This is a genomic window from Cyclobacterium jeungdonense (genome assembly GCF_010994275.1).
Taxonomy (GTDB): Bacteria; Bacteroidota; Bacteroidia; order Cytophagales; family Cyclobacteriaceae; genus Cyclobacterium; species Cyclobacterium jeungdonense.
In genome coordinates this window covers 49,175-71,791 of record NZ_WMCD01000003.1, presented here as the reverse complement: position 1 = coordinate 71,791, position 22,617 = coordinate 49,175, and the positions used below count along the sequence as shown (strand labels likewise).

The 22,617-nt window shown below is 43.9% G+C and carries 20 protein-coding genes; 15 read left to right on the top strand and 5 right to left on the bottom strand.

Annotated elements, in window-relative coordinates; all coding sequences use genetic code 11:
- Positions 1-124: 124 nt before the first annotated feature.
- A complete protein-coding gene (locus tag GKS34_RS07820; RefSeq protein ID WP_163384258.1) occupies positions 125-631 on the top strand; it encodes a hypothetical protein in 507 nt (168 codons plus the stop codon).
- Between the two features lie 13 nt (positions 632-644).
- Here the strand turns inward: GKS34_RS07820 and GKS34_RS07815 are convergent, their stop codons facing one another.
- Entirely contained in the window at positions 645-950 is a 306-nt protein-coding gene (locus tag GKS34_RS07815) for a DUF4286 family protein (RefSeq protein ID WP_163384257.1), read from the bottom strand.
- A 127-nt stretch (positions 951-1,077) separates the two neighbouring features.
- Here GKS34_RS07815 and GKS34_RS07810 point away from each other — a divergent pair, with 127 nt between their 5' ends.
- The 12 genes from GKS34_RS07810 (at position 1,078) to GKS34_RS07755 (ending at position 12,870) form a co-directional block, all read left to right on the top strand.
- On the top strand, positions 1,078-1,746 hold the full coding sequence (locus GKS34_RS07810) for a carotenoid biosynthesis protein (protein WP_163384256.1): 669 nt from the start codon (positions 1,078-1,080) through the stop codon (positions 1,744-1,746).
- A gap of 39 nt (positions 1,747-1,785) precedes the next feature.
- Complete coding sequence (locus GKS34_RS07805; protein WP_163384255.1) at positions 1,786-2,235, top strand: sterol desaturase family protein; 450 nt, start codon at positions 1,786-1,788, stop codon at positions 2,233-2,235.
- Entirely contained in the window at positions 2,228-3,115 is an 888-nt protein-coding gene (locus GKS34_RS07800; RefSeq protein ID WP_163384254.1) for a MerR family transcriptional regulator, read from the top strand. Before GKS34_RS07805 ends, GKS34_RS07800 begins: the two co-directional genes overlap by 8 nt.
- Positions 3,116-3,512: 397 nt before the next feature.
- Positions 3,513-5,282: a PQQ-dependent sugar dehydrogenase gene (locus GKS34_RS07795; RefSeq protein WP_163384253.1), complete on the top strand. Its 1,770-nt coding sequence runs from the start codon at positions 3,513-3,515 to the stop codon at positions 5,280-5,282.
- Between the two features lie 39 nt (positions 5,283-5,321).
- Positions 5,322-6,071 (top strand): carbohydrate-binding family 9-like protein, encoded by a 750-nt coding sequence (locus GKS34_RS07790; RefSeq protein ID WP_240459233.1) that lies wholly within the window; start codon positions 5,322-5,324, stop codon positions 6,069-6,071.
- Positions 6,072-6,074: 3 nt separating this feature from the next.
- Positions 6,075-7,325 carry an amidohydrolase/deacetylase family metallohydrolase gene (locus GKS34_RS07785; protein ID WP_163384252.1) on the top strand — a complete coding sequence of 417 codons (1,251 nt, stop codon included), beginning with the start codon at positions 6,075-6,077 and terminating at the stop codon, positions 7,323-7,325.
- Positions 7,326-7,405: 80 nt separating this feature from the next.
- On the top strand, positions 7,406-7,897 hold the full coding sequence (locus GKS34_RS07780) for a RidA family protein (protein WP_435380129.1): 492 nt from the start codon (positions 7,406-7,408) through the stop codon (positions 7,895-7,897).
- A 59-nt stretch (positions 7,898-7,956) separates the two neighbouring features.
- Entirely contained in the window at positions 7,957-9,177 is a 1,221-nt protein-coding gene (locus tag GKS34_RS07775) for an aminotransferase class V-fold PLP-dependent enzyme (protein WP_163384566.1), read from the top strand.
- 3 nt (positions 9,178-9,180) lie between these two features.
- Positions 9,181-10,434: an amidohydrolase/deacetylase family metallohydrolase gene (locus GKS34_RS07770; RefSeq protein ID WP_163384250.1), complete on the top strand. Its 1,254-nt coding sequence runs from the start codon at positions 9,181-9,183 to the stop codon at positions 10,432-10,434.
- Positions 10,435-10,773: 339 nt separating this feature from the next.
- Positions 10,774-11,346, top strand: a complete 573-nt coding sequence (locus tag GKS34_RS07765; protein WP_163384249.1) for a carboxymuconolactone decarboxylase family protein — start codon at positions 10,774-10,776, stop codon at positions 11,344-11,346.
- Positions 11,347-12,171 (top strand): HAMP domain-containing histidine kinase, encoded by an 825-nt coding sequence (locus GKS34_RS07760; RefSeq protein ID WP_163384248.1) that lies wholly within the window; start codon positions 11,347-11,349, stop codon positions 12,169-12,171. It begins immediately after the preceding gene.
- A gap of 279 nt (positions 12,172-12,450) precedes the next feature.
- A complete protein-coding gene (locus GKS34_RS07755) occupies positions 12,451-12,870 on the top strand; it encodes a response regulator (protein WP_163384247.1) in 420 nt (139 codons plus the stop codon).
- 23 nt (positions 12,871-12,893) lie between these two features.
- On the opposite strand, the gene GKS34_RS07750 is transcribed toward GKS34_RS07755, so the two are convergent.
- From GKS34_RS07750 to GKS34_RS07740, 3 genes are all read right to left on the bottom strand, one after another.
- Positions 12,894-13,916: a response regulator gene (locus tag GKS34_RS07750; protein WP_163384246.1), complete on the bottom strand. Its 1,023-nt coding sequence runs from the start codon at positions 13,914-13,916 to the stop codon at positions 12,894-12,896.
- A gap of 207 nt (positions 13,917-14,123) precedes the next feature.
- Complete coding sequence (locus GKS34_RS07745; protein ID WP_163384245.1) at positions 14,124-16,385, bottom strand: PAS domain-containing sensor histidine kinase; 2,262 nt, start codon at positions 16,383-16,385, stop codon at positions 14,124-14,126.
- Between the two features lie 39 nt (positions 16,386-16,424).
- Positions 16,425-17,369 carry an SMP-30/gluconolactonase/LRE family protein gene (locus GKS34_RS07740; RefSeq protein ID WP_240459232.1) on the bottom strand — a complete coding sequence of 315 codons (945 nt, stop codon included), beginning with the start codon at positions 17,367-17,369 and terminating at the stop codon, positions 16,425-16,427.
- A gap of 281 nt (positions 17,370-17,650) precedes the next feature.
- On the opposite strand from GKS34_RS07740, the gene GKS34_RS07735 reads away from it, so the two are divergent.
- Positions 17,651-18,112, top strand: coding sequence for a RidA family protein (locus GKS34_RS07735; RefSeq protein WP_163384244.1), 462 nt, complete (start codon positions 17,651-17,653; stop codon positions 18,110-18,112).
- Between the two features lie 40 nt (positions 18,113-18,152).
- The gene (locus GKS34_RS07730; protein WP_163384243.1) at positions 18,153-19,235 is read left to right on the top strand and encodes a bile acid:sodium symporter family protein; all 1,083 of its coding nucleotides are present in this window, start codon (positions 18,153-18,155) and stop codon (positions 19,233-19,235) included.
- 67 nt (positions 19,236-19,302) lie between these two features.
- On the opposite strand, the gene GKS34_RS07725 is transcribed toward GKS34_RS07730, so the two are convergent.
- Positions 19,303-22,608, bottom strand: coding sequence for a VCBS repeat-containing protein (locus GKS34_RS07725; protein ID WP_163384242.1), 3,306 nt, complete (start codon positions 22,606-22,608; stop codon positions 19,303-19,305).
- Positions 22,609-22,617: the final 9 nt, after the last annotated feature.

Below are 22,617 nucleotides of genomic sequence, written 5' to 3'. Positions count from 1 at the left end.
TTCATTTATTGTGGTTTAATATTCGTTTTTTTGGTCTTTACCTTCCATTGGCTCAGTTGTATTTTGTTAGAGCGATTTATATTTTTCATTAGTTTTGTTTAAATTGCAAACAGAAAAGCATCCTATGGCAAAAAAACTTTTCCCTCTAGATAAGAATTACATCCTTCAGCAGGCCCAGCTGGGAATAGAAAAGGAAATGCTGGGACTGATGGTAGCAGAAGTCAAAAATTCTTTCACCCTTCTTTTCAATCCTTTGGAACTTCAGGACGATACCTATCTGCAGATTCTTCAGCAACTTGATTTTCCGGTTGATCACCTAACGGTGATATACAGACAACTAGCAGGCATTTATCGCTTTCGGAATGGATCCAATCAACTGGAACTGTTATTTGACGGGAGAAGTCATTTCGAAAAATACCAGGATGACTGGTCATTATGTTTGAAAGACTGGCTTCGACGGTTGGGTCAGCAGGAAGCCTATGTGAAAACCATGCTCAGAATGACGCTTTTGTACGATTCACCTTCCCGGGCAGTTTTTGCAGAAAACAGATGTAAATCTCTGATTAACGAGCATTTTGGGTTATCTATCGTCAAAAGAAAAGGGAACCTGATTTTGAAAACCGGCTCCTGACACCCCAAGAGGACTATTCTACGGATTCTAAAACAGACCTGAAAGAAACAAATTGGCTCCCAAATTTTTCCTTTAGTTCTTCCCGTATTACGGGACCATACTTTTGCTGATAAAACTCCAAATCATCCATGCTTTCGGCAAAAAATTGTGCCGAAAAATTCACTCCGTCACCGTTGTCCTCTTGCAAAAGCCTGAAAAAACGTTTTTCAGTAAACAGACCCGTCTGCATTACCCTTGGCAGGTACTCGTACTTCATCCACTCAACAAATTCCAATTCCCTTTCGCTGTCAATGTTAATGGTAATATTATATAGTATCATGGGTTTAGTTGTTTTTTATTAAATTTGGCCGACAATTTTCCTTTTTTTCTCCCTGTATCAGTAAAACAAAAGTATAAAAAAAACCTTTATTTAAGGGTAGTGCTAAAATTGTACCGAAAAAAAGCCCATGAACGGAAAAAATCACCTTGAACTTTCAGGATTCATAGAAAGGAATAAATTGGCCATAGCTAAAACTGTCGTCCTGATATTACATGTGGTGGGAATCGCAGGCCTCTTTTGGGAAACCAGCCGGCCAATTTTCCAATTGGTGACTCCTTTTCACTTACTACTGGTCACTTCCATCCTTCTGTATTTCCACAAAGGGTATAATCGTTGGTTTTTCATCTTTGCGTTGAGTGCCTTTGGTATAGGGATGATTACTGAAATAATCGGCGTAAATACCGGGCTAATTTTTGGGGATTACTTCTATGGGCCGGTCCTTGGCCCAAAACTGATGGGCGTACCCTTACTTATAGGAGTCAATTGGTTTTTGATGGTTTACCTTACTGGCGGTGTGGTTTATCGAATGATTCGAAACAACCTTGTTGCGGCCGCCGCAGGTGCTGCTCTCATGGTGGTTATGGATGTAAACCTGGAACCGGTGGCCATGGCACTTAATTTCTGGCAATGGGACACGCAAACCATTCCTCTGTCCAATTATTTTAGTTGGTTTCTTATAGCCTTTACAATCCAGTTAATTTACAGAAAATCACCATTCAATAAAGAAAACAAACTTAACTTCTTTCTTTTTATTAATTTTCTCCTGTTTTTTTTCGTTCTGGCTATTATTTTGTAGTTATAAAAACATTTTATTCGCATAAAAGTTACCTTGAAGATGATGAGTGCTTTGTTATTTATAGTAGTGGGATTTTTGACAATGGAATTTTCCGGATGGTTCATCCATAAATACATAATGCATGGACCACTTTGGAATATTCACAAAACGCATCATACCCATACCAAAGGCTATTTTGAGTTAAATGATTTGTTTTCGTTGCTTTTTGGCAGCATTGCTGTGCTACTTATTTTCCAGGGGATGGACACCTTGGATTTTCGGTTCTGGATGGGAATTGGAATCAGCTTGTACGGCATGAGTTATTTTTTCTTACACGATGTACTCATTCATCGAAGAGTGAAATTCTTTAAAAAACCGAAACATGGGTATTTGGCGGGAATTTTCAAAGCCCACCAAGCTCACCATTCCACCCGAAAACGCGACGGATCGGTGGCCTTCGGGCTGTTTATTGTCCCTTTTAAGTATTTTAAAAAAAAACAAGATGAGTAATTATTCCATAAAGGACCTTGAGCAGCTATCAGGGATAAAAGCACATACACTAAGAATCTGGGAACAAAGGTATAATTTACTCAGCCCTAAGAGAACGGACACCAATATCCGTTTTTATGACGACGATGATTTGAAATTGATCCTAAATGTGGCGCTTTTAAATGACAATGGATACAAAATAAGCAAAATCGCCAAAATGACCGTTGAGGAAATGAAATCAGAGGTGCTTAAGTTAACGGAGCGCTCTTTTGCTTATGACGATCAAATTCATTCTTTGATCATTGCGATGGTGGAACTGGATGAAGACCGTTTCGAAAAAATCATCTCTACGAATATCCTGAAAATAGGGTTTGAGCTGACAATGCTGAACATAATTTATCCATTTTTATCAAAAATTGGTATCTTATGGCAAACCGGAAGCATTCACCCCGGGCAGGAGCACTTTATTAGTAACCTTGTACGACAAAAATTAATCGTAGCCATTGATGGGCAACTGTATTCGGGGGGAGGTAAGAAATTTCTGCTCTATCTACCCGAGGGCGAACTACATGAAATATCCCTGCTCTTTTCCTGTTACCTGCTGAAGTCTCATGGACACAAAGTCATTTACCTTGGCCAAAACACCCCTGATACTGACCTTAATAACGTATATAAGGTGCACCAGCCTGATTTTCTGGTAACGGTCATCACTACTTCTCCTTCCGGAGAGCAAGTTCAGCCTTATTTGGATTCTCTTTCCGAGAGATTCTCGGATGCTGTAATTTTGGTATCGGGATACCAAATAGTTGGTCAGGAACTTACCATCCCCTCCAATGTGCACGTGATGCATTATTTGAAAGATATCAAAGAATATTTACATTCTCTGACTTCGGTAGTGTAAAGTCATTTTAAGATACCTAGTTAAACACTCCCAAGACTCTAACATTTTATTGGAGATAGCAGCATTTTTTTCTAATAGCTATTTCGCCATTTCTGGCATACAATCTCCACTTAAGTAATTTATCCCTATAATTAATTATTTATTTCAATGGATTTTTACGAAATCCAATTAACTTACTCACCTATAGGTGCATTCAATCGGGTCATAACCTGTCCTGACACGATAGGCTAAAACGCTGAAGGAAACCTCCCGATGAAATGCTTCAGGTAGAACTGAATCGAATAAAAGCGCTGGCGAAACCGAGCAGCGGGAATTCTAACAGGCTTTATTACCCGTTTGCTTTGTTCTATCACCTCACCAACATAAAATTATACAAATCTCAATTGATTCTATCACAATGAAAGAACCAACGTACTTCAGCCATTATTTAAATCGCCTGGCAACCCTATGGGTAGTATTTCTGCTTATCAGTTCCTGCCAATCTGGAGATAATTTGCCAGAGGCTGACCCGGATGATGGTGGGCTTTTTCTGCCAGATGGTTTTGAGGCGGTAGTGGTGGTAGACAGTATCGGTAGGGCACGTCACCTGACCGTCAATGATAATGGAGATATATACGTAAAGTTAAGAGTACCAAATGAAGCCGGTCAAGGAATTGTGGCCTTGAGGGACACCGACGGCAATGGAAAGGCCGACGTAATCGAAAACTTTGGTGACTACCCCGATACTGGCAACTATGGTACCGGCATGGAGATACATAAAGGTTATCTGTATTTCAGCACAGCCGGCGAGGTATACCGGACCAGGCTGGATCCCGAAAAACTGGTGCCGGAGGGAGAAGTGGAACTTATCATGAAAGATGATTATAAAAATGCGGAGCATGGGTACGAACATATAGCCAAGCCAATTGCCTTCGACAATCAGGGATACATGTACATCCCCTTCGGCTCTCCAGGCGACGTTTGTCAGGAATTCAACAGAAGGCCAGGTGCGCCCGGCTTAAATCCCTGTCCTCAACTGGAATGGCATGGAGGAATCTGGAGGTTTGACGCGAATAAACTAAACCAAACCCAGCAAGACGGATACCGGTATGCAACAGGCATCCGAAGCGTGGTTGCCATGGATTGGAACGAAAAAGAAAATAGCCTGTACGTCGTGCAGCATGGCAGAGATAACCTCCACCGTACCTGGCCCGATATGTTTTCCCGATGGGAGTCGGCCGTACTGCCGTCAGAGGAATTTTTCAAGGTGGAAGAGGGTACCGATGGCGGCTGGCCGTATTATTATTACGACCACATGCGTGAAAAAAAACTGCTGAATCCGGAATATGGGGGGGATAAGGAAAAAACAACCGGGGCTGAGAATGTAGAGTGGCCATTATTGGGTTTCCCCGGTCATTTTGCCCCAAATGACCTGTATTTTTATCAGGGAGACCAGTTTCCGGACAGGTATAAAAACGGGGCCTTTGTAGCCTTTCATGGAAGTACCATCCGCGGGCCTTATCCTCAGGGAGGATACTTTGTGGGATTTGTGCCTTTCGAAGATGGAAAGCCATCGGGACCTTGGGAGGTATTCGCAGATGGCTTTGCCCAACTGGATACCATCGTCAACACTGGCGATGCTGCTGCCCGACCCATGGGAATTTCCATGGGGCCAGACGGTTCCCTATACATAACCGAAAGTGTACAGGGAAAAATATGGCGGGTCATGTATACCGGCGACAAATCGGAATTTGGGGAAGCTGCAATGGCAAAATTAGAGGAACGAAAAAACAGCAGAACCAATATCAAAGATCCGGACGAAGAAAAAGACAACCTTGAAAAAGGCCTGTTGGAAGCTGGTGCGCAAACATACAATATTTATTGCGCCACCTGTCATCAGACGAATGGTAAAGGGGATGGAACCCGCTTTCCACCACTTTCAGAGACAGAATGGGTGACCGCTAATAGGGGGCCAAACAGGAAAAGATTGATCAGCCTTTTGCTAAATGGCCTGGAAGGACAGATTGAGGTAAATGGAGTGGCTTACAACGGCATTATGCCGGCACATTCCTTTTTGAGCGATGCAGAGGTAGCGGCTGTACTTACTTACATCAGAAAAAGCTTTGGAAACGAGGCCTCCAGCATTTCTGCCACCGAGGTAGCTCAGGTGCGCAAGGAAGAGAAATAATTTGCCTACGAAACTTCAATTAATTAAATTCATCCGAACATGCAGCTTATACACTTCCTATTCATATTGATTTTTGTTGAATCTCAAAACGCTATCCCAGAAAGCATGAATCCTTCCGGACCAAACCCCTCTGAATACCTCGTTCAGCCCGTAAACCAACCCATTGCCATTGATGGAGATTGGGAAAAACAGGAATGGAAAGAAGTACCGGCAGCTACGATTGCCTTGCACATGGGGGAACTGCCAAAATTCAGTCCTCGCACACAGGTTAAACTCAGATATGACAAGCAAAACATTTATGGAATTTTCAAGGTCGAAGATAGGTTTGTACAGGCGCTGGTCCAGGAAATAAACGGTCCGGTCTCTACCGACTCCTGTGTGGAATTTTTCTTTTCGCCGGATGTTTCCGAGCCATTGGAATACTTTAATCTGGAGATCAATGCAGCTGGCGTTCCCCTATTTCATCATGTCACCTCACCACGTAAAGAATACGAAGAGGTGGACCACGAGGCGATCAAAAAAATTGAAATTGCACATAGCCTCCCTGGAAAAGTCTCTCCTGAAATCCAGGAACCCACTACCTGGTATATTGAATTCCGGTTACCCATCGAACTATTAAAGCAGTACCGATCCATCACTCCTCCGGCACCTGGAGTGACCTGGAAGGCCAATTTTTACAAAACAGGGAGCCGCACCAGCAATCCCCATTATTTTACGTGGAGTAAAGTCATTAACCACCGTCCGGATTTTCATTTACCGAAGTATTTCGGCAACCTTATCTTTCAATAAACCATGAAGAAAACCTGTCTATCACTTGCCTTATTATGTTGGAGCCTACTTTCGGTTCATGCCCAGCAATACGATATCTTGATCAAAAACGGTCATGTTATCGACCCGAAAAATCAACTGGATGAGGTGATGGACATCGCGATAAAAGATCAAAAAATTGCCTTTCTAGCGCCAAATATGAATCCTTCAGACGCTGTAAGGATCATAGATGCGCAGGGAATGATCGTAACTCCCGGACTGATTGACATACATGGTCATCATTTCTACGGTACGGTTCCTCATCGATATCTAAGTAACAGTTTTACTGCTTTGCCACCGGATGGGTTTACCTTTCGGGCAGGAGTAACCACCGTGGCAGATGCAGGTGGTGCGGGATGGCGAAATTTTCGGCAATTTAAAGAACAAGTGATAGACAGGTCGCGAACCCGGGTTCTTGCCTTTATCAATATTGTGGGAGATGGTATGAGTGGGGTCGTCCCCCGGGAACAAGACCAGGGAGATATGGATGCCAAAATGACGGCAATGGTAGCCCGGCAGTTTCCCGAAATAATCGGCGTAAAGATCGCCCATTACCGGGGACATGAGTGGGAGCCTTATCGCAAAGCAGCCGAAGCAGGTAGTGCTGCGAACATCCCGGTAATGGTGGACTTGGGAGGTGCGGATCCTGCCTTACCTCTGGCTACTCTCTTCCTGGAGATCCTGAGACCAGGAGATATCCTGACTCATATGTATGGAAGGAATTACTCCGGACACGGTCCAAAAGAAGCTGTTATTGATGAAAGCGAAATAGTACGAGAGCACTGGTGGATTGCACAGAAAAAGGGGTTGATCTTTGACGTAGGACATGGGGGCGGCTCTTTTTACTACGACGTCGCCGTTCCTGCCACGCAGCAAGGTTTTTGGCCCAATACCATCAGTACCGATCTGCACACTGGTAGCATGAATGGCGGAATGAAGGACATGCTAAATGTGGTCTCCAAAATGATGAATCTTGGAATGAGCCTTCAGGAGGCCATAGAAGCAGCTACCTGGAAACCTGCCCAAGTAATACAACGGGAGGATTTGGGTCACCTATCAGTGGGAGCAGAAGCAGATCTGGCCATCTTTTCTTTGCGCCAGGGAGAATTTGGATTTTTGGATTCCGCAGGGGAATCCAATACCGGCACTCAAAAATTGGAAACAGAACTAACGCTCAGGGCAGGTAGTGTCGTCTGGGACTTGAATGGTCTTGGCAGCAGGCCTTGGAATGACTAATACGCTTACGAACAGTGAATCGATAAAACAACAAATTTATCATGCAAAAACCACTACAATTTCTATTACTAATGGGACTGATGACCATCTCATGGATGGGCTATTCACAGCAGGATCCCGAGCAGAAACTAAAGGCCATGGGGATTACGCTAAGAGACCCTGCCCCTCCTACTGCAAATTTTGTACGAGCGGTCCGAACCGGAAACCTGGTCTTTCTGTCTGGACATGGTCCAAGCCGAGGAGATGGGACAAGTGTACAGGGAAAGCTAGGTACGGAACTTACCGTATCAGAAGGACAGGAGGCCGCCCGACTTACAGGGATCGCTTTGCTATCTTCTTTGAAAGCTGAAATAGGAGATTTAAATAAAGTGAAAAGAATCGTAAAAGTTCTCGGAATGGTAAACGCCAGTCCGAATTTTACCCAACAATCCAGCGTAATGAACGGATTTTCCGACTTTATGGTGGAAGTTTTTGGTGAGAAAGGCAAGCATGCCCGATCTGCAGTAGGAATGGGCTCTCTTCCCAGCAACATCGCCATTGAGATAGAGATGATAGTAGAAATAGAAGATTAGAATATTCGGTTTTGGACCCAATCAGAATCAGTCCAAAACATCATTAAATGAAAAAGAACATGTTAAGCAGACGAAAATTATTAAAAAGACTGGGAGCACTTCCTCTGGTAGGAGGCCTCATGGGCAGCGGCATTTCAGTATCCAGTGCCATGGCAGCCAATACCGAAGTAGCTCCGAAAAGGAACCTGGTCCAGGAGTTGGGATTACGAAGTTTCGTAAACGCAGCTGGCACTTATACGGCCATGACTGCCTCCCTGATGCCAAAAGAGGTTATGGAAGCCATTAACTACGCATCCCGGCATTATGTGATGCTGGACGAGGTACAAGACAAAGTGGGTGAGAGGATTGCCGCACTTTGCCATGCAGAAGCGGCGACGGTTACAGCAGGATGCTGGTCTGCCATGGTGTTGGGTACAGCAGGAGTATTGACCGGAAAAGACCGGGATAAAATCAGGCAACTTCCTAACCTGGAGGGGATGAAATCTGAAGTCATCGTACAAAAATCTCACAATGTAGGTTACGTTCATGCCATTACGAATACCGGCGTGAAAGTGGTAGAAGTGGAAACCGCTGCAGAGGTAGACCGGGCGGTAAATGACAAAACGGCAATGATGTGGTTTCTGAATTACCAGGCACCAGATGGTAAAATCAACCATGAAGAATGGGTCGCCCTGGGTAAAAAACACGGCATCCCAACCATGATTGACATGGCAGCGGATGTACCCCCGGTAGAAAATCTGTGGAAATACAATGATATGGGTTTTGACCTGGTATGCGTATCGGGGGGAAAGGCCATCAAAGGACCGCAAAGTGCCGGTATTCTTATGGGAAGAAAAGACCTCATTGAAGCTGCTCGTTTGAGCGCTCCACCTCGCGGAGGAACCATAGGCAGGGGCATGAAAGTGAATAAGGAGGAGATCCTTGGCATGTACGTAGCGCTGGACGAATACATTAAAAAAGACCATGACAAGGAATGGAAAGAGTGGGAAGAAAAAGTAGCCTATGTAGCGGGAGAGGTTGAAAAAATTGATGGTGTGACTACCGATGTTTCGGTACCTCCCATTGCCAACCACACCCCCTATCTCAAAATTTCCTGGGACGATTCCATTCAACTTACCCGTGAACAAATGCAGGAAAAATTACGCCTAGGGGAACCTTCGATAGAAGTCATTAGTGGGGGCGATCAAGCCATCAGCATGACCGTCTTCATGCTCCGACCTAAAGAAGAGAAAATTGTGGCCAAAAGAATTGTCGAAGAGTTACGTATCGCAAAAGTTTAAACCATGAAAATCAAAACCCATAGTATGCTCTTGCTGCTGATGTTATTCAGCAGCCTTTTATCAGCCCAAACCTATGATTTACTAATCAAAGGAGGAAGATTGATCGATCCGAAAAACAACCTGGATGCTGTAATGGATATTGCCATCACCGATGGGAAAGTGGCCAGGGTAGCGGCATCCATTCCTGGCGGAGATGCCAAAAAAGTAATCCCTGCCGAGGGACTGCTGGTCACACCCGGCCTGATCGATATCCACGGCCATGTTTTTCACGGTACACAACCCAACCATTACTTAAGTGATGGTTTGATTGCAGTGCCACCGGATGGATTCACTTTCCGGTCCGGGGTTACTACCATTGTTGATTGTGGAGGACCGGGATGGAAAAACTTTGATACCTTTAAAAAGAATATCATTGATCCAAGTAAAACCAGGGTGCTCGCCTTCATGAATATCGTGGGAGAAGGCATGCGTGGAGGTGCCTGGGAACAAAACACGGGGGATATGGACGCCAAGCTTAGTGCGATGGTAGCCCGGCAAAACCGCCAGTATGTGGTGGGTTTTAAAGTAGCTCACTACAGCAGTAGGGATTGGATCCCCATAGATCGGGCCGTCGAAGCTGGAAAACTGGCCGATATGCCCGTGATTGTAGATTTTGGAGGCTCCACCCAATTTGAACCCCTGTCGATCCGCGAACTCTTTTTCGAACGGTTGAGACCAGGAGACATCTATACCCATGCCTACGCCGAATTAAACGGAGCTCGGGAAACGGTAGTTAACCGGGAAACCCGGGAATTTGAACCCTTTGTTTTGGAAGCTCAAAAGCGCGGAATTATTTTTGACGTGGGATATGGAGGGGCCAGTTTCGAATTCAAACAAGCCATTCCAGCACTGGCCGCAGGTCTTTATCCAAATACAATCAGTACTGACCTTCACACCGGTAGCATGAACGCCGCCATGAAAAACATGCTGAACGTCATGACCACCTTCCTTGCCATGGGTATGGAACTCCCACACGTAATTTCAGCAAGTACCTGGGAACCCGCACAGGTGATACAACGCACAGAGCTGGGGCACCTCACAGAAGGCGCTATCGCAGACCTGGCAATCCTAAACATAAGAGAAGGAAACTTCGGTGTTTGGGATCGGTCAGGCCAGAAAATTGCCACAAACCAACGCTTGGAATGTGAAATGACTATAAAAGACGGGCAGATAATGTATGATTTTAACGGCCTTGCGGCACAGGATCTGATCCAATAGGGTAGAAATCCATCCCAAAAGGATAAAAAGTTTTCCCAAAATTGGGAAAACTTTTTTTTGTGCTCCCTATAGCACTTAAATACAGGATAATAGATTTTGAATTTATAAAAATGTAATTCTATTTTTATGTCAAAAAAAGTAATTTTATTTCTTGTATTTGAATAAAAATTTAATTTAATTTTGCATTTATTCGAGGCTTGCAAATGAGTCGGTTTGCCTCTCCTATTTTTGTACCATCACGAAATCAAGCATGACGAAAGCGTCACACAGTAGGTTGATTATTAAACACCTGCCTGTCGACAGGCAGGCAGGTGACTTTTGAAAAACAAAAATAAACAGATGAAAAAGAGTTTTGAATTAGTCGAGTACGCGGATGCCAATCAGGAGGTAAAGACCATCTACGATGATACCAAGAAAACCCTGGGAATACCTTTTGTGTTAAACTGGTTCAAATGCCAGGCAGGAAATCCGGCCCTGCTTAGAGGAAACTGGATGAAATTGAAAGCAACTCTTTGTGAAGGAGAGGTACCCAATATTATCAAACAACTCATTATCTACACGGTATCATCTGAAAGAAAATGCAATTATTGTGCAGAGGCACACAAATTATTCGCTGATATGCTGGGAAAATCATTGAGTTCGGATCCGGATTTTTTAATATCCGAAAACATGGACAGCGAATGGGTCCCGGAAAGTTATAAAATAGCCGTCAGAACCGTAGCCAATGCCGCACTATCCGATGGTCATGTGGAAAGCAGCGATTTCGAAATACTAATTGAAGCCGGATTTTCGGAATTGGAGATCCAGGAGCTTTTTGCTCAGGCGGATTTGGTCAATATGCTGAATACCATAGCCAATATTTCCGGGATCAAGATTGACAATGAAATTGTGGAACTGAGCTACTCCTTGTAGATGAATGCCACGCAATCATATCTGGGCTATAAAATCTTGTTTGAAGCGATGGTGAGGTTCTCTGCTGGTATTTCCGAAGTAAAAAGCCTGGAAAGGCTTCCTTATGAAATTAGTCGTCATCTGAAATACCTGATCAATTTTCAAAACTTCCGATTTTATTATACCGTTCCGGAGGGAATGGACCTGATTATGGTAGACAAAGTTGGTTACACAAGCTACGTTCTTAGCTGCCAGTTGGACCCCGACACCCTGGAAGCGGAAGTAATGGAGACCGGTATACCTGGACACATTAAATGCCCCGAAACCGGGGATAACCTTCACTGTTGGAAATTTGCCAATGGCAAGGACCAACACAGTCTTATTCGAATTCAGTCTCACGACACGCTATCACTTGCGGAAAATAGCATCCCATTAATCAAGGTAATAAATAAAATGGTTTCCACGAGAGTGGAAAACCTCAAAATGGTAGATCTGATCCACCGCCAAAATCGGAAATTAGAAAATTTAACCGTTGCCCTGCAGTCAAAAAATGACGAAGTTAGGGAACTAAACCGCATGCAGGAAGCTACCATTCAGGAAAAGACCGCCAGCTTGAAAAGCTCCAATAGCAAGCTGAAAGCATTGATACAATTCAATTCCCATCAACTTCGCGAACCCCTAACCCGGGTACTGGGAATGATCGCCATTAAAGATGATATTCCACAGAGCGAATTTATTTCGGATATCCTTCCACTGATGCAGGAATCCGTAGTGGATCTGGACTTTGCCGTAAGGGAGGTAATCGAAAGGTCAGAATTGCTAAATGAAGAAATGGAAACTACTTGAAAAAAGAAGGAAATGAAATCGACCCTGCCTAAGGCAGACATGCATATGGCCTTTTAAAAGCAAATTATAAACAGATGAAATCGAGCATGACGCAAGCGCCCCACGGAGGGATGATTATAAACATGCGAGATTCTCCCGATTTAATATCGGGACAGGCTATGTGACCACTAAAATACAATTATTAACACATGAAATCGAGCATGACGAGATCGACACACAGTGGGATGATTATCAAGCATGCGAGATTCCATCTGACCGCTGAAAAAAAAATATAAACAGATGAAAGTTTTTTTAATTGATGACCAAAAAATCACCAACGTGCTTAATAAAAAATACCTGAATATGATTCGGGAGGATTTGGTGATTTACGATTTTGACGATCCGGAACTGGCATTGGAAGCACTGGAAAAAGAAATGCCTGCATTGATATTCCTGGACTTGAACATGCCCATAGTAAGCGGTTGGGATATCTTAAGCTTTATGCGAAATCAAAATATCGAAATTCCCGTCATAATCCTTACTTCCTCCAATAGCCAGCAGGATCGGGATAAAGCGACACTCTACCACAATGTTTTTTCTTTCCAACTCAAGCCCCTAACTAAAGTAGGTTTTACTGACTTGCTGGATGGGGCATTAAAATTGGGTAAAGAGGAGGATCTCCAATCAAAACTGGCACCTGATCAGAAGACCGAAAAGTAAAAACCGTGATGGTAGGAGGAGCCTTACCCCTCCTTTTTTTCCTTTAAGCTTATTTTGTCCGTCTTATTTACTATATCCCGGATAATTTCGTCCAGTTCCTCGGCCGAATCCAGAATCATTTTTCGGAAATTATCTTTTCCAAAGTCCTTTTCGAGACTATCCATACCCATCACAAGACTCATCAACCGGGCCAAGGGAGCCCTTACAACGTGAGACTGCAACCAGGCAATTTCTTGCAGACGTTTGTTCTGATCCTCTATCGCATGAATATACCGCATCCGATCGGTAATGTCGTTTGCCAAGACAACTTCTGCTTTTATACCTTGATAATCTATTACATTACCTTTAATTTCTACCGTGATTATTTCCCCGTTCTTTTTTCGGTGCTTAAAGATCTTGGGACCAGGGTCGGGCTTTCCTTCTCTAATTCCCGAAATGACCCTTTCCAGTCGGGAAACTTCTTCTTTTGGACGGATATCCCTTAGGCTCATGCTTAAAAATTCGTCTTTTGCATATCCATAGTGATCAATTGCCGCTTTATTAACATCCAGAAAATCCAAGCTTTCCAAACTATACAAATACATCGGTTGGGGACTTAACTGAAAAAGTTCTTTATAGCGCTTTTCGGAATCCTTTAACTGGCTGGATATCTGATATCTCCCGATGCTGTATATTATGCTTTTATAAAGCGATGTGGGAGACAATTCATCTTTTAGAAGGTAATCAGAAACGCCAAGAGACAATGACTTCATACCAAATTCGATATTGGAATACCCTGTCAACACCACAATGCTCACATCTCCGGCCAATTCCTTAACCTTCACAATTAATTCCTCTCCTTGTAAGTCAGGCAAGGTTAAATCCAGAATGATGGCATCCAGACAAATTTTCGGGTCCTGCAATTTCTCTTTGGCCTCCTGAAAAGTGTTGGCAAATGTCAATTCCAGGTTCAAAATTTTCTCATGCAGGTACTCTTCAATCAATAGAACATCGCCCAAGTTATCCTCAACCAATAATAAATGATATCCCTCGTGATCTTTTACCATTCCATTTAAAAAAAACAAACCAAGTCAGCGTACAGCCACTGGTGTTTGCTGCCTGTTTGTATGATTGCTGTTTTCCAATTTCGCTGTCTTATCTAAAATTAAAATAAAACAATTTAATTAACTCAATAATAAATCTAAATCCAATCAATCCATAAATTATCTACTGTTTGTACAGGAAAAAACCCAATTACTCCGAATGTTACCAGTTTATTTGGCTTTCTGAAGGGACTTGGGTACGGTGAAGAAAAAAGTGCTTCCCTTTCCTTCTTCAGAATGAAAGCCAATGGACCCGCCAAGGTTCTCAATGATTTTTTTACTCATGGCCAAACCAATACCCGATCCGGAATAAGATTTATTTGCATGTAATCGGGAAAATAATATAAAAACCCGCGATTGAAACGACTCCGGAATACCAATTCCATTGTCAGTTACCCGAAATTCCCAGAAATCGGGCTTCTCCTCTGCCTGAATTCTAATTTTAGGTTGCTGGTTGGGTTCCTGGTATTTAAGGGCATTGTTGATAAGGTTTTGGAAAACCTGATGAATAGGAGCTACAGGAATCTTCAATTTCGGAAACTTTCCCAACGTAATCTCCGCCCCTTTTTGTTGGATCAGTTCTTTATGAAGTTTTAATATGTTGTTTACAATTTCTTCGATAGCCACTTCCTTTACCTTTTCTTCCATTCTCCCCACCCTGGAATAAGCCAAGAGATCCATGATGATATTTTTCATCCGGCTGGCACCATCTACTGCAAAATGTATGAATTCCTTGCCTTTTTCATCTAATACGGGCTCGTACTTCTTTTCCAAAAGCCCCAAAAACCCGGTAATCATTCGCAGCGGCTCCTGAAGATCATGAGAGGCGATATAGGCAAACTGCTCTAATTCCTCGTTGGACTTTTCCAACGCCAATGCTTTTTTTTGAAGTTCATCATTCAGATTCTTAAGGTTTTCTTCCTCCTTCTTCCTATCAGTCACGTCTCTGGACATGCCAACCAAACCTACCACATTGCCCTTGGCATCTTTCAAAGGAACTTTATTGGTCAGCAGCCAGACCCGATTACCCTTGTGGTCAAAATAAAATTCTTCCACGTTCATTTCCGGTTTGCCCTCCCGAATGATTTTCCGGTCATAGGCAGCCATCCCCTCAGCTATTTCTTTAGGAAAATAGTCAAAAACCGTTTTTCCTAACGTTTCCCCTTCTGTTTTAGCTCCTAGTGAATGCTCATATTGGTATCGGTTATTAATGATATGTTTTCCAGAAGTATCTTTGACATAGATCTGAATGGGTAGGTTGTCAATAATAGCACGTAACAGAGACCGCTCTTTAATTAAGGCGTCATCTGTTCGTTTTTTTTCCGTAATGTCATAGCCAACCCATATATACTGGTAGATTTTTCCCTGGTTATCGCGAAAAGGAATAACTACGGTATCCACCCAAAAAACACCTCCTTTTCTTTTTTTTCCCCGTAGTTCTCCGCACCAGATATCCTCTGAAATCAGGGTTTCCCAGCAATTTTCAATCAACTTCCAGTCCCGATTATCATAAAGGGTTTTGAGTGTGGCTTCCTCGATACTATCCTTGCCAAAACCGGAAATATTTTGAAATTTTTGGTTGAGATACACCACCCTTTTTTTGTTATCCAAAATCATAACCAGGCAGGATTCATCCAATGCAAACCGGTAATCAGACAACTCCTTCAGGCTTTCCAACAACTGCTCCTCTGCTTCCAGCATTTCTGTAATGTCATTGATCAACACCATTGAACACCTTTTTCCTCCTATATCTACTAAATGGCTGGTAATTCTTACTTGCATGACTTCACCTGCCTTAGTGCAGTGTCTCCAAACCCTTTGATGAATGTCCCCGTATGCGCTAGGTTGCTGGGTGTGTTTCTCGATAAGCGGGATATCCTCTGTAGGCCTGATGTCTCGAATATTCAATTGCAAAAATTCTTCCCGGGTATACCCGTATTTCAGAAGTGCCTGTCGGTTACAATCGATAATATTGAGCGTATCTAACTCCCATATAAACATCGGCAGGGGATTTTCCTCAAATAAATACCGATACAAATGGTCCGAACCGGTAGAAAGGTTGACTGAGGGAAAATGACTTTTTCCCAATAGTGATTGCAGCATTCCACCTGTTTGTAAAGAAGCTCCATCGGGTATGACCTTTCCCCTGATCCTCACCCAGCTTCCAGAAACAAGAGCTACGGTTTCTTCAAATTCCTGATTCGTTTGTAAAAATCTTTCCAGACTGTGGGAAATGGTATTGTCAAAAGGAGGATGAAACAATTTCGCAAACGATTCGATCGGAAAGGTTTGGCTACCGGAAAGTCCTAGAATGGCCGCACCTTCAGAGCTTAGACTTACGATCCGTTGGACAGAATCGATTTTCCATGCCCCCATACCACAGGCATCCAGGATTCGTGACCACTGATGGTTTTCCTGCTCTTTAGCGGCCATTATTTTGTAATTATACTTAAAAATCGACAATAATTGGGATTATTTCCCAAAGGCCCTTCCGGGCGATTCCACCCTAAACCAGTCAATGTTTCCGTCGTCCTGCAGGGTAACGTATGCGGTCCTTCCATCCGGACCTCCAAATGCGATGTTGGAAGGCTTTTTACCTGATACCGTTATTTCCTGCAATAATTCCCCCTCCGGAGACAGTTTCGCTACCGTTCCTTTTCCATGCCTGGTTACATACAGGTTCCCTTCTGTATCTACCCGCATCCCGTCCATACCGAAATCATCAAAAGTGTGGATGAGTCTTTTATTGGAGATTTCTCCTGACTCACTGAGGTCATATGCCCAAACGGTACGCTGTACGGACTCGTTTACGTAAAGGGTCCGGTTGTCAGGGCTGACTTCAACGCCGTTGGTCGTTCCCATCCCTGATTCCAGCAATACAAATTGGCCATCCAAACCTACACGCCAGAGTTGCCCGGTGCTTTCCTGCCAGTTGGGGTCGCTGGCAAAGACAATATCGTTGTCCATGATCGCCAGGTCGTTAGGTTGGTTTAATCCCTCATGATGCGCGTATACCGAAATCTCCCGGGTAGCCATATCCACCTCCAATACGTTATGGCCTGTATAATCCGCAATCAGCATATTGCCTGTTGAATTGAAACGGATGCCATTGCCCGTACTTCCCTCGGGAAGGGTTACAAATAAGGTGGCTACTCCCTCAGGAGAAACCATGCCGATTGTGCCGGCTTTTTCAAAATTCACTACGTACAAGTTACCATCTGCATCCACTGCCGGACCTTCAATACCAGTCGTAAATTCCCCTCCGGTCGTGAGAGGTTGACTGATGTACAATGTTTCCTTCTCTTCCATGATTTCTGTTTCATTCGTTTCTTTCTTGGGGCTGCAGGCCAATGCCGTTGTGAAAATCAAAACAGCATACAAATGGTTACTTTTCACAAACGACATGTCTAACATCATTAATTAAGCAAAATTAATAGTTTCAATTGATCTATTATAAAGAAAATAAGACCGACCCGATTTTTCACTGGATTAATCACACAAAATATAAGGATTATTTTTATCAAATCAGAACCTTTCCTGGTGTATCCGCAGAACTTACACCTGGCCTATTGATTCATACCTCGTAAGCAGGTTGGTATCTGGATGGATAGGCTGTAAACCATTTGGAGAAAAAAATTTATTACCATATATTCCATGGTTTTATTGTTTACACAAAAATCAATTCCCAAATTCAACTCATGGAAAAACTAAAAAGAAGAACAACACTGAAAAAGCTATTCGCTTCCCTGGCTGGAATTGCCGGCATTGGAACGGTTGCGCAAGCTAATACTGAAAGCACCCCGGAAAAAGAGGTGTTTAGCATACAGGACGAACAAGACGTGCCTTTGTTCTCCGGTGCTACCAAAATGGGTAATACGGTGTATATCGCCGGAAAAGGTGCTCATTTTGAAGGCGATATCAAGGCTCACACCGACCATGTACTGAAAGAACTCGAAAAAGAACTCGTAAAAGCCGGAAGTTCCATGGAAAAGGTATTGAAAGTAAATGTGTATCTGCATGACCTGAGCGATTACAAGGGAATGAACGAAGTATTTAGAGGAAGATTTGGTAGCAAACCTCCAGTAAGGACCACTGTAGCTACCTACGGAGGTGTTCCAGGGGATTCTCTGGTGGAAATGGACTGCATCGCCTACATTTAACTAAAATAATTTTCCCAAAATAACCCAAAATCGTCTCCCCTTGAAAAAAGAACGTATTTTTAAGTACCTGATTGGAGCAGGTCTCATATGCCTGCTCCTGGTTTTCGTCTTAATTTTATCGGGCAAAATCGACTCGGCAGGTCCCCTGCTGATCCTCTTTTTTGCATTCCTGGGCATAGGTTTTCGCGGATTCAACCAATTGAAAGGGTATACCTATACCACCATGATTTTTGCAGGAGTGACGGCGGCCATGTATTACCCCTATTACTTCGTAGAATATAATGGCTATGCCTACAGCAACCTGATCACCCCATTGATTCAGATAATCATGTTCGGAATGGGGACTTCCATGTCCATAAAGGACTTTGCAGGCGTTGTCAAAATGCCCAAAGGGGTATTTGTAGGGTTGCTATGCCAATTTACCATCATGCCAGTGCTGGGATTTATTCTGGCAAGCTTAAGTAATTTCCCCCCGGAAATAGCCGCCGGTCTAATCCTAATCGGAAGCTCACCCAGTGGATTAGCATCCAACGTTATGAGTTACCTGGCGAAAGCCAATCTGGCCCTGTCCATTACCATTACCGCTATTTCTACCCTGCTTGCACCTATTATGACTCCCTTATTAATGAAATTTTTGGCCGGAGAATTTGTGGCCATAGATGTCCTGGACATGATGTGGAGCATTATTAAAATGGTCATAATCCCAATTGGTGCAGGCTTGGTGTTCAACCGCTTTCTCAGCGGGAAGGCCAAATGGCTGGACGATGCCATGCCGCTGGTTTCCATGATCGGTATAGGTGTCATTATTGTCATCATCACAGCCGCAGGCCGGGACAGCTTACTGGATATCGGCGGACTCTTGATCCTTTTGGTGTTTATCCATAATGTAATGGGTTATAACCTGGGTTTTTGGTTCAGTTCATGGCTGGGCCTATCCGAAAGAGATGCCCGGACGGTAGCCCTGGAAGTGGGGATGCAAAATGGGGGCCTGGCTTCCGGACTGGCGAAGGAAATGGGCAAAATTGCCACCGTAGGTCTCGCACCAGCAGTTTTCGGCCCCTTGATGAATATTACAGGCTCGGTACTGGCTTCTTACTGGCACCGAAAACCACCGAAAGAATAAACCAAACGTTCCCATTAAAATAAGCTTCCCCAAAGTTCTAAACTTTGGGGAAGTTATTAACAAAGTATTAATCCTTGGCCTTAAAGACCCGCAATTTACCATCATTCTGAGCAAAGACGTAGTACTTTTTCCCCTGCACTTCCAGTTCCTTTATATCCCTGACTTCTCCGGGAATATGTAGTCCTGTCTTTGCCTGGGGCAGTACCTGCCAGGCTCCAGATTCCTCCATGACAAAGATAAATCCCGGATTAGAATCCAGCCTTCCAGTACTTACTCGAGTTTTACTTAGATTACCGCCCGTCAATAGGATAGGCTTTCCCTTACCCGGTAATCGACCCGTCTCAGCGGCGTAGAGCGGAGAAAACTGAGCGGCTGCCGGAAGCGGTTGAATGGTAAATTGACCCTTACCGTCGTTTTCCAGTAGCAGCGATTGCAACTGATGCGTTAGCAGGGTATCCGCATCCGCTAATTCCAGCTTCGCAAAAATCTCAGCCACGCTCGCTTTGGCAAAAGAGCGGTAATCCGCAAATTCACCTTTCATCATAGGTAACTGTCCGATGAGTTCATCTCTGCTAAAAGCGAAGGAATTCGTATCGGCTTTATAATAGGTCAACAATGGATCCACCCGGCCATTATTATCAAAATCCTTAAAAACCACCTGCAGCGGGTGATTACGGTCAGCCTGATAAACCGTATTCTGCCCATAATTACCAGCTACTATATCCAGGTCTCCATCCTCATCCAGATCTAATACAGAAAGGTGCAACCACCAGCCTTTGGTCTGTTCAGTCATTTCCCCGCTAATTAGCTCCAAACTACCGTTTTGATTTTTGTAAATGCGGATCCCCATCCACTCTCCGATGAGGATCAACTCTAGATGACCATCTCCATCGGTATCTGCAAACTGAACAGCGCTAACCAGCCCGGGAGCCAGCAAATCCCGATTGTAATCAAGGGTAGCATCCATGAATTGTCCATTTCCATCATTGAGCAGCAAAAAACTGCGGGGTGGTTCCGGGTATTTTCCAGGTAAATACCTGCCTCCAACAAACAAATCCTCCAAACCATCTCCATTGATATCGGCAATGGCCACAGCACTGCCACTTACCCTCATCTCTGGAAGAGCACCTTTATCCCGCACCAAAAGCCCCTTACCATCGTTCAGATATAGCCTATCCTGGTATGCGGGGTTGGACTCCGGAAAATCAGCTCCGCCACTTACCACATACAAATCAGGAGACCCATCCGCATTGGCATCAAGCCAAACAGCATCAGTATCTATAGACAAACTATCAGCCTGCAGAGCAGGCTGTGGAGATTCATAAAAACGTCCGGTATTGTTCTGGATGAATAGTTTACCAGCCTGGTTCTTCCCGCCCCCGATAAATAAATCCTGAAGACCGTCGCCATTCACATCTGCAGCCGCCATTTTTGGTCCAATGGACCCCATAGTATTCGGCATTAACCGGTCCTGGCTAAAATCCAGAAAAGAACTTTCGCGGTGTACAAAATCCAGCCCAAGAGCATCTTCCAACTCCTCAAATAAGACTTCCGACGTCTCATCAACAACAAACGTGGCTTCCTTAGACGCTTCCTGATCCAGCTGAATAGTCTGGTTCACGGCCAGATCACGAAGTACCTGATATCCTCCACCTGGCCACCATACTTCCAGGCTATCGATCTGATCAGTATGCCCCAGACCAAAAACGAGCTCATGGTCAACTGACGATTGGTAACCTCTGGTAGGTATCATTTCCTGCTGCCAATGTATATCACCAGCATAAACCCTGACTTTAGCACCAATCCCACTGGTATTCTGGTTGTCCCCTTCCAATTTCACTTTCAGGAAAGCGTTTTCAAAAAGCCTTTCACTATTATTTCGGTAAATGCTCACCGGATCGTTTGTATGGCAAACAATCAGATCCAGGTCGCCATCTCCATCCAGGTCGGCATAGGCGGCGGCGTTGGATACGGTTTCCTGATGAAGCCCCCAATCTCCCGCCCTGTTTATAAATGTCAAATCCCCTTGATTCTGATACAAATAATTTTGGACATAGATGGGGGGCATTTTATCAATCAATTCAATTAACGCTTCTTCCTTTCCGGTTTGATTGGTTTTGATCCGTTCACTTACCATATAGTTTAAAAAATCCATATCCAGATAGTTTCTGGCGTAGCCGTTACTTATAAAAATGTCCTTCCAGCCATCGTTATCAAAATCCGCTGCGAGGACCGCCCAACTCCAATCTGTATGCGCTATCCCTGCATAGTGGCCTAGTTCAACAAACTGTCCATCCCCCTGATTGAGTTGCAACATGTTTCGCATGGACTGGGCATGAAAGCCTTTGTTTAATAGTTCCCGGTATTTATCGTAATTTTCGGGTCCCAACATGGATTTCTGGTTAAAATTAAATTCCGGCATCATATCCATGGTAAGCACATCCGGAAGGAGGTCATTGTTCAGGTCGGCCGCATCGGCTCCCATGGAAAAAAGCGACACATGCCCCATGTGTTCCCTGATTCTTTCTTTAAAAGTGCCGTCCTGTTGGTTGTAATACAGGTAATCCTCCTCGTTGTAATCGTTGCTCACGTAGATATCCAGCCAGCCATCGTCATTTAGGTCACTGACCGTCACCGCAAGGCCAAATCCAAGTACGTTATCAATAATACCGCTTTCCTTGGTTACATTAACGAATATCCCCTCGTCATTCCGGTATAGCTTATCGCCAAGATATTCACCGGTTTTTCGCTTAAAGGAACCGTCAATTCTGCTAAATCCGGCATATTCTTGCGTGGAATGGTTCAAAAGGAACAGATCCAGATCGCCATCATTATCGTAATCAAAAAACGAAGCCTGGGTTGAATAACCGGGATCATCCAATCCGAAATCTGCAGCAACTTCCCGAAAAGTCAAGTCTCCCTGGTTAATAAAAAGCAGGTTTCTCCGGTTATTGGGATCATTAGCGGCGGACCGGCAAACATAAATATCCAACAAGCCATCCCCATTGACATCGGCCATGGTAGTACCCGTATTCCAAAGACCGGCTGCAGCCACACCCGCAGACGCTGTAATGTCTTCAAACTCAAAATTGCCTTGATTCAGATACAATTTACTGGCCATCATGTTTCCCGTAAAGTAAATATCCGGCAATCCATCCTCGTTAATATCTCCAACGGCAACGCCGCCGCCCTGGTAGAAATACCCGTAGGTCAACACATTAAAGGCATCGGACTCGCGTACCAGGTTTTTGAAATCGATCCCGGTTTTTCTTGATTTCAATTCGGTAAATACCGCATCGGGATTTTCTGGTTTACAGGATGTTCCGAGAAACAAAACAAGAATCCAATAGAGAAATCGGTATTGACGTGACATAATTAATGA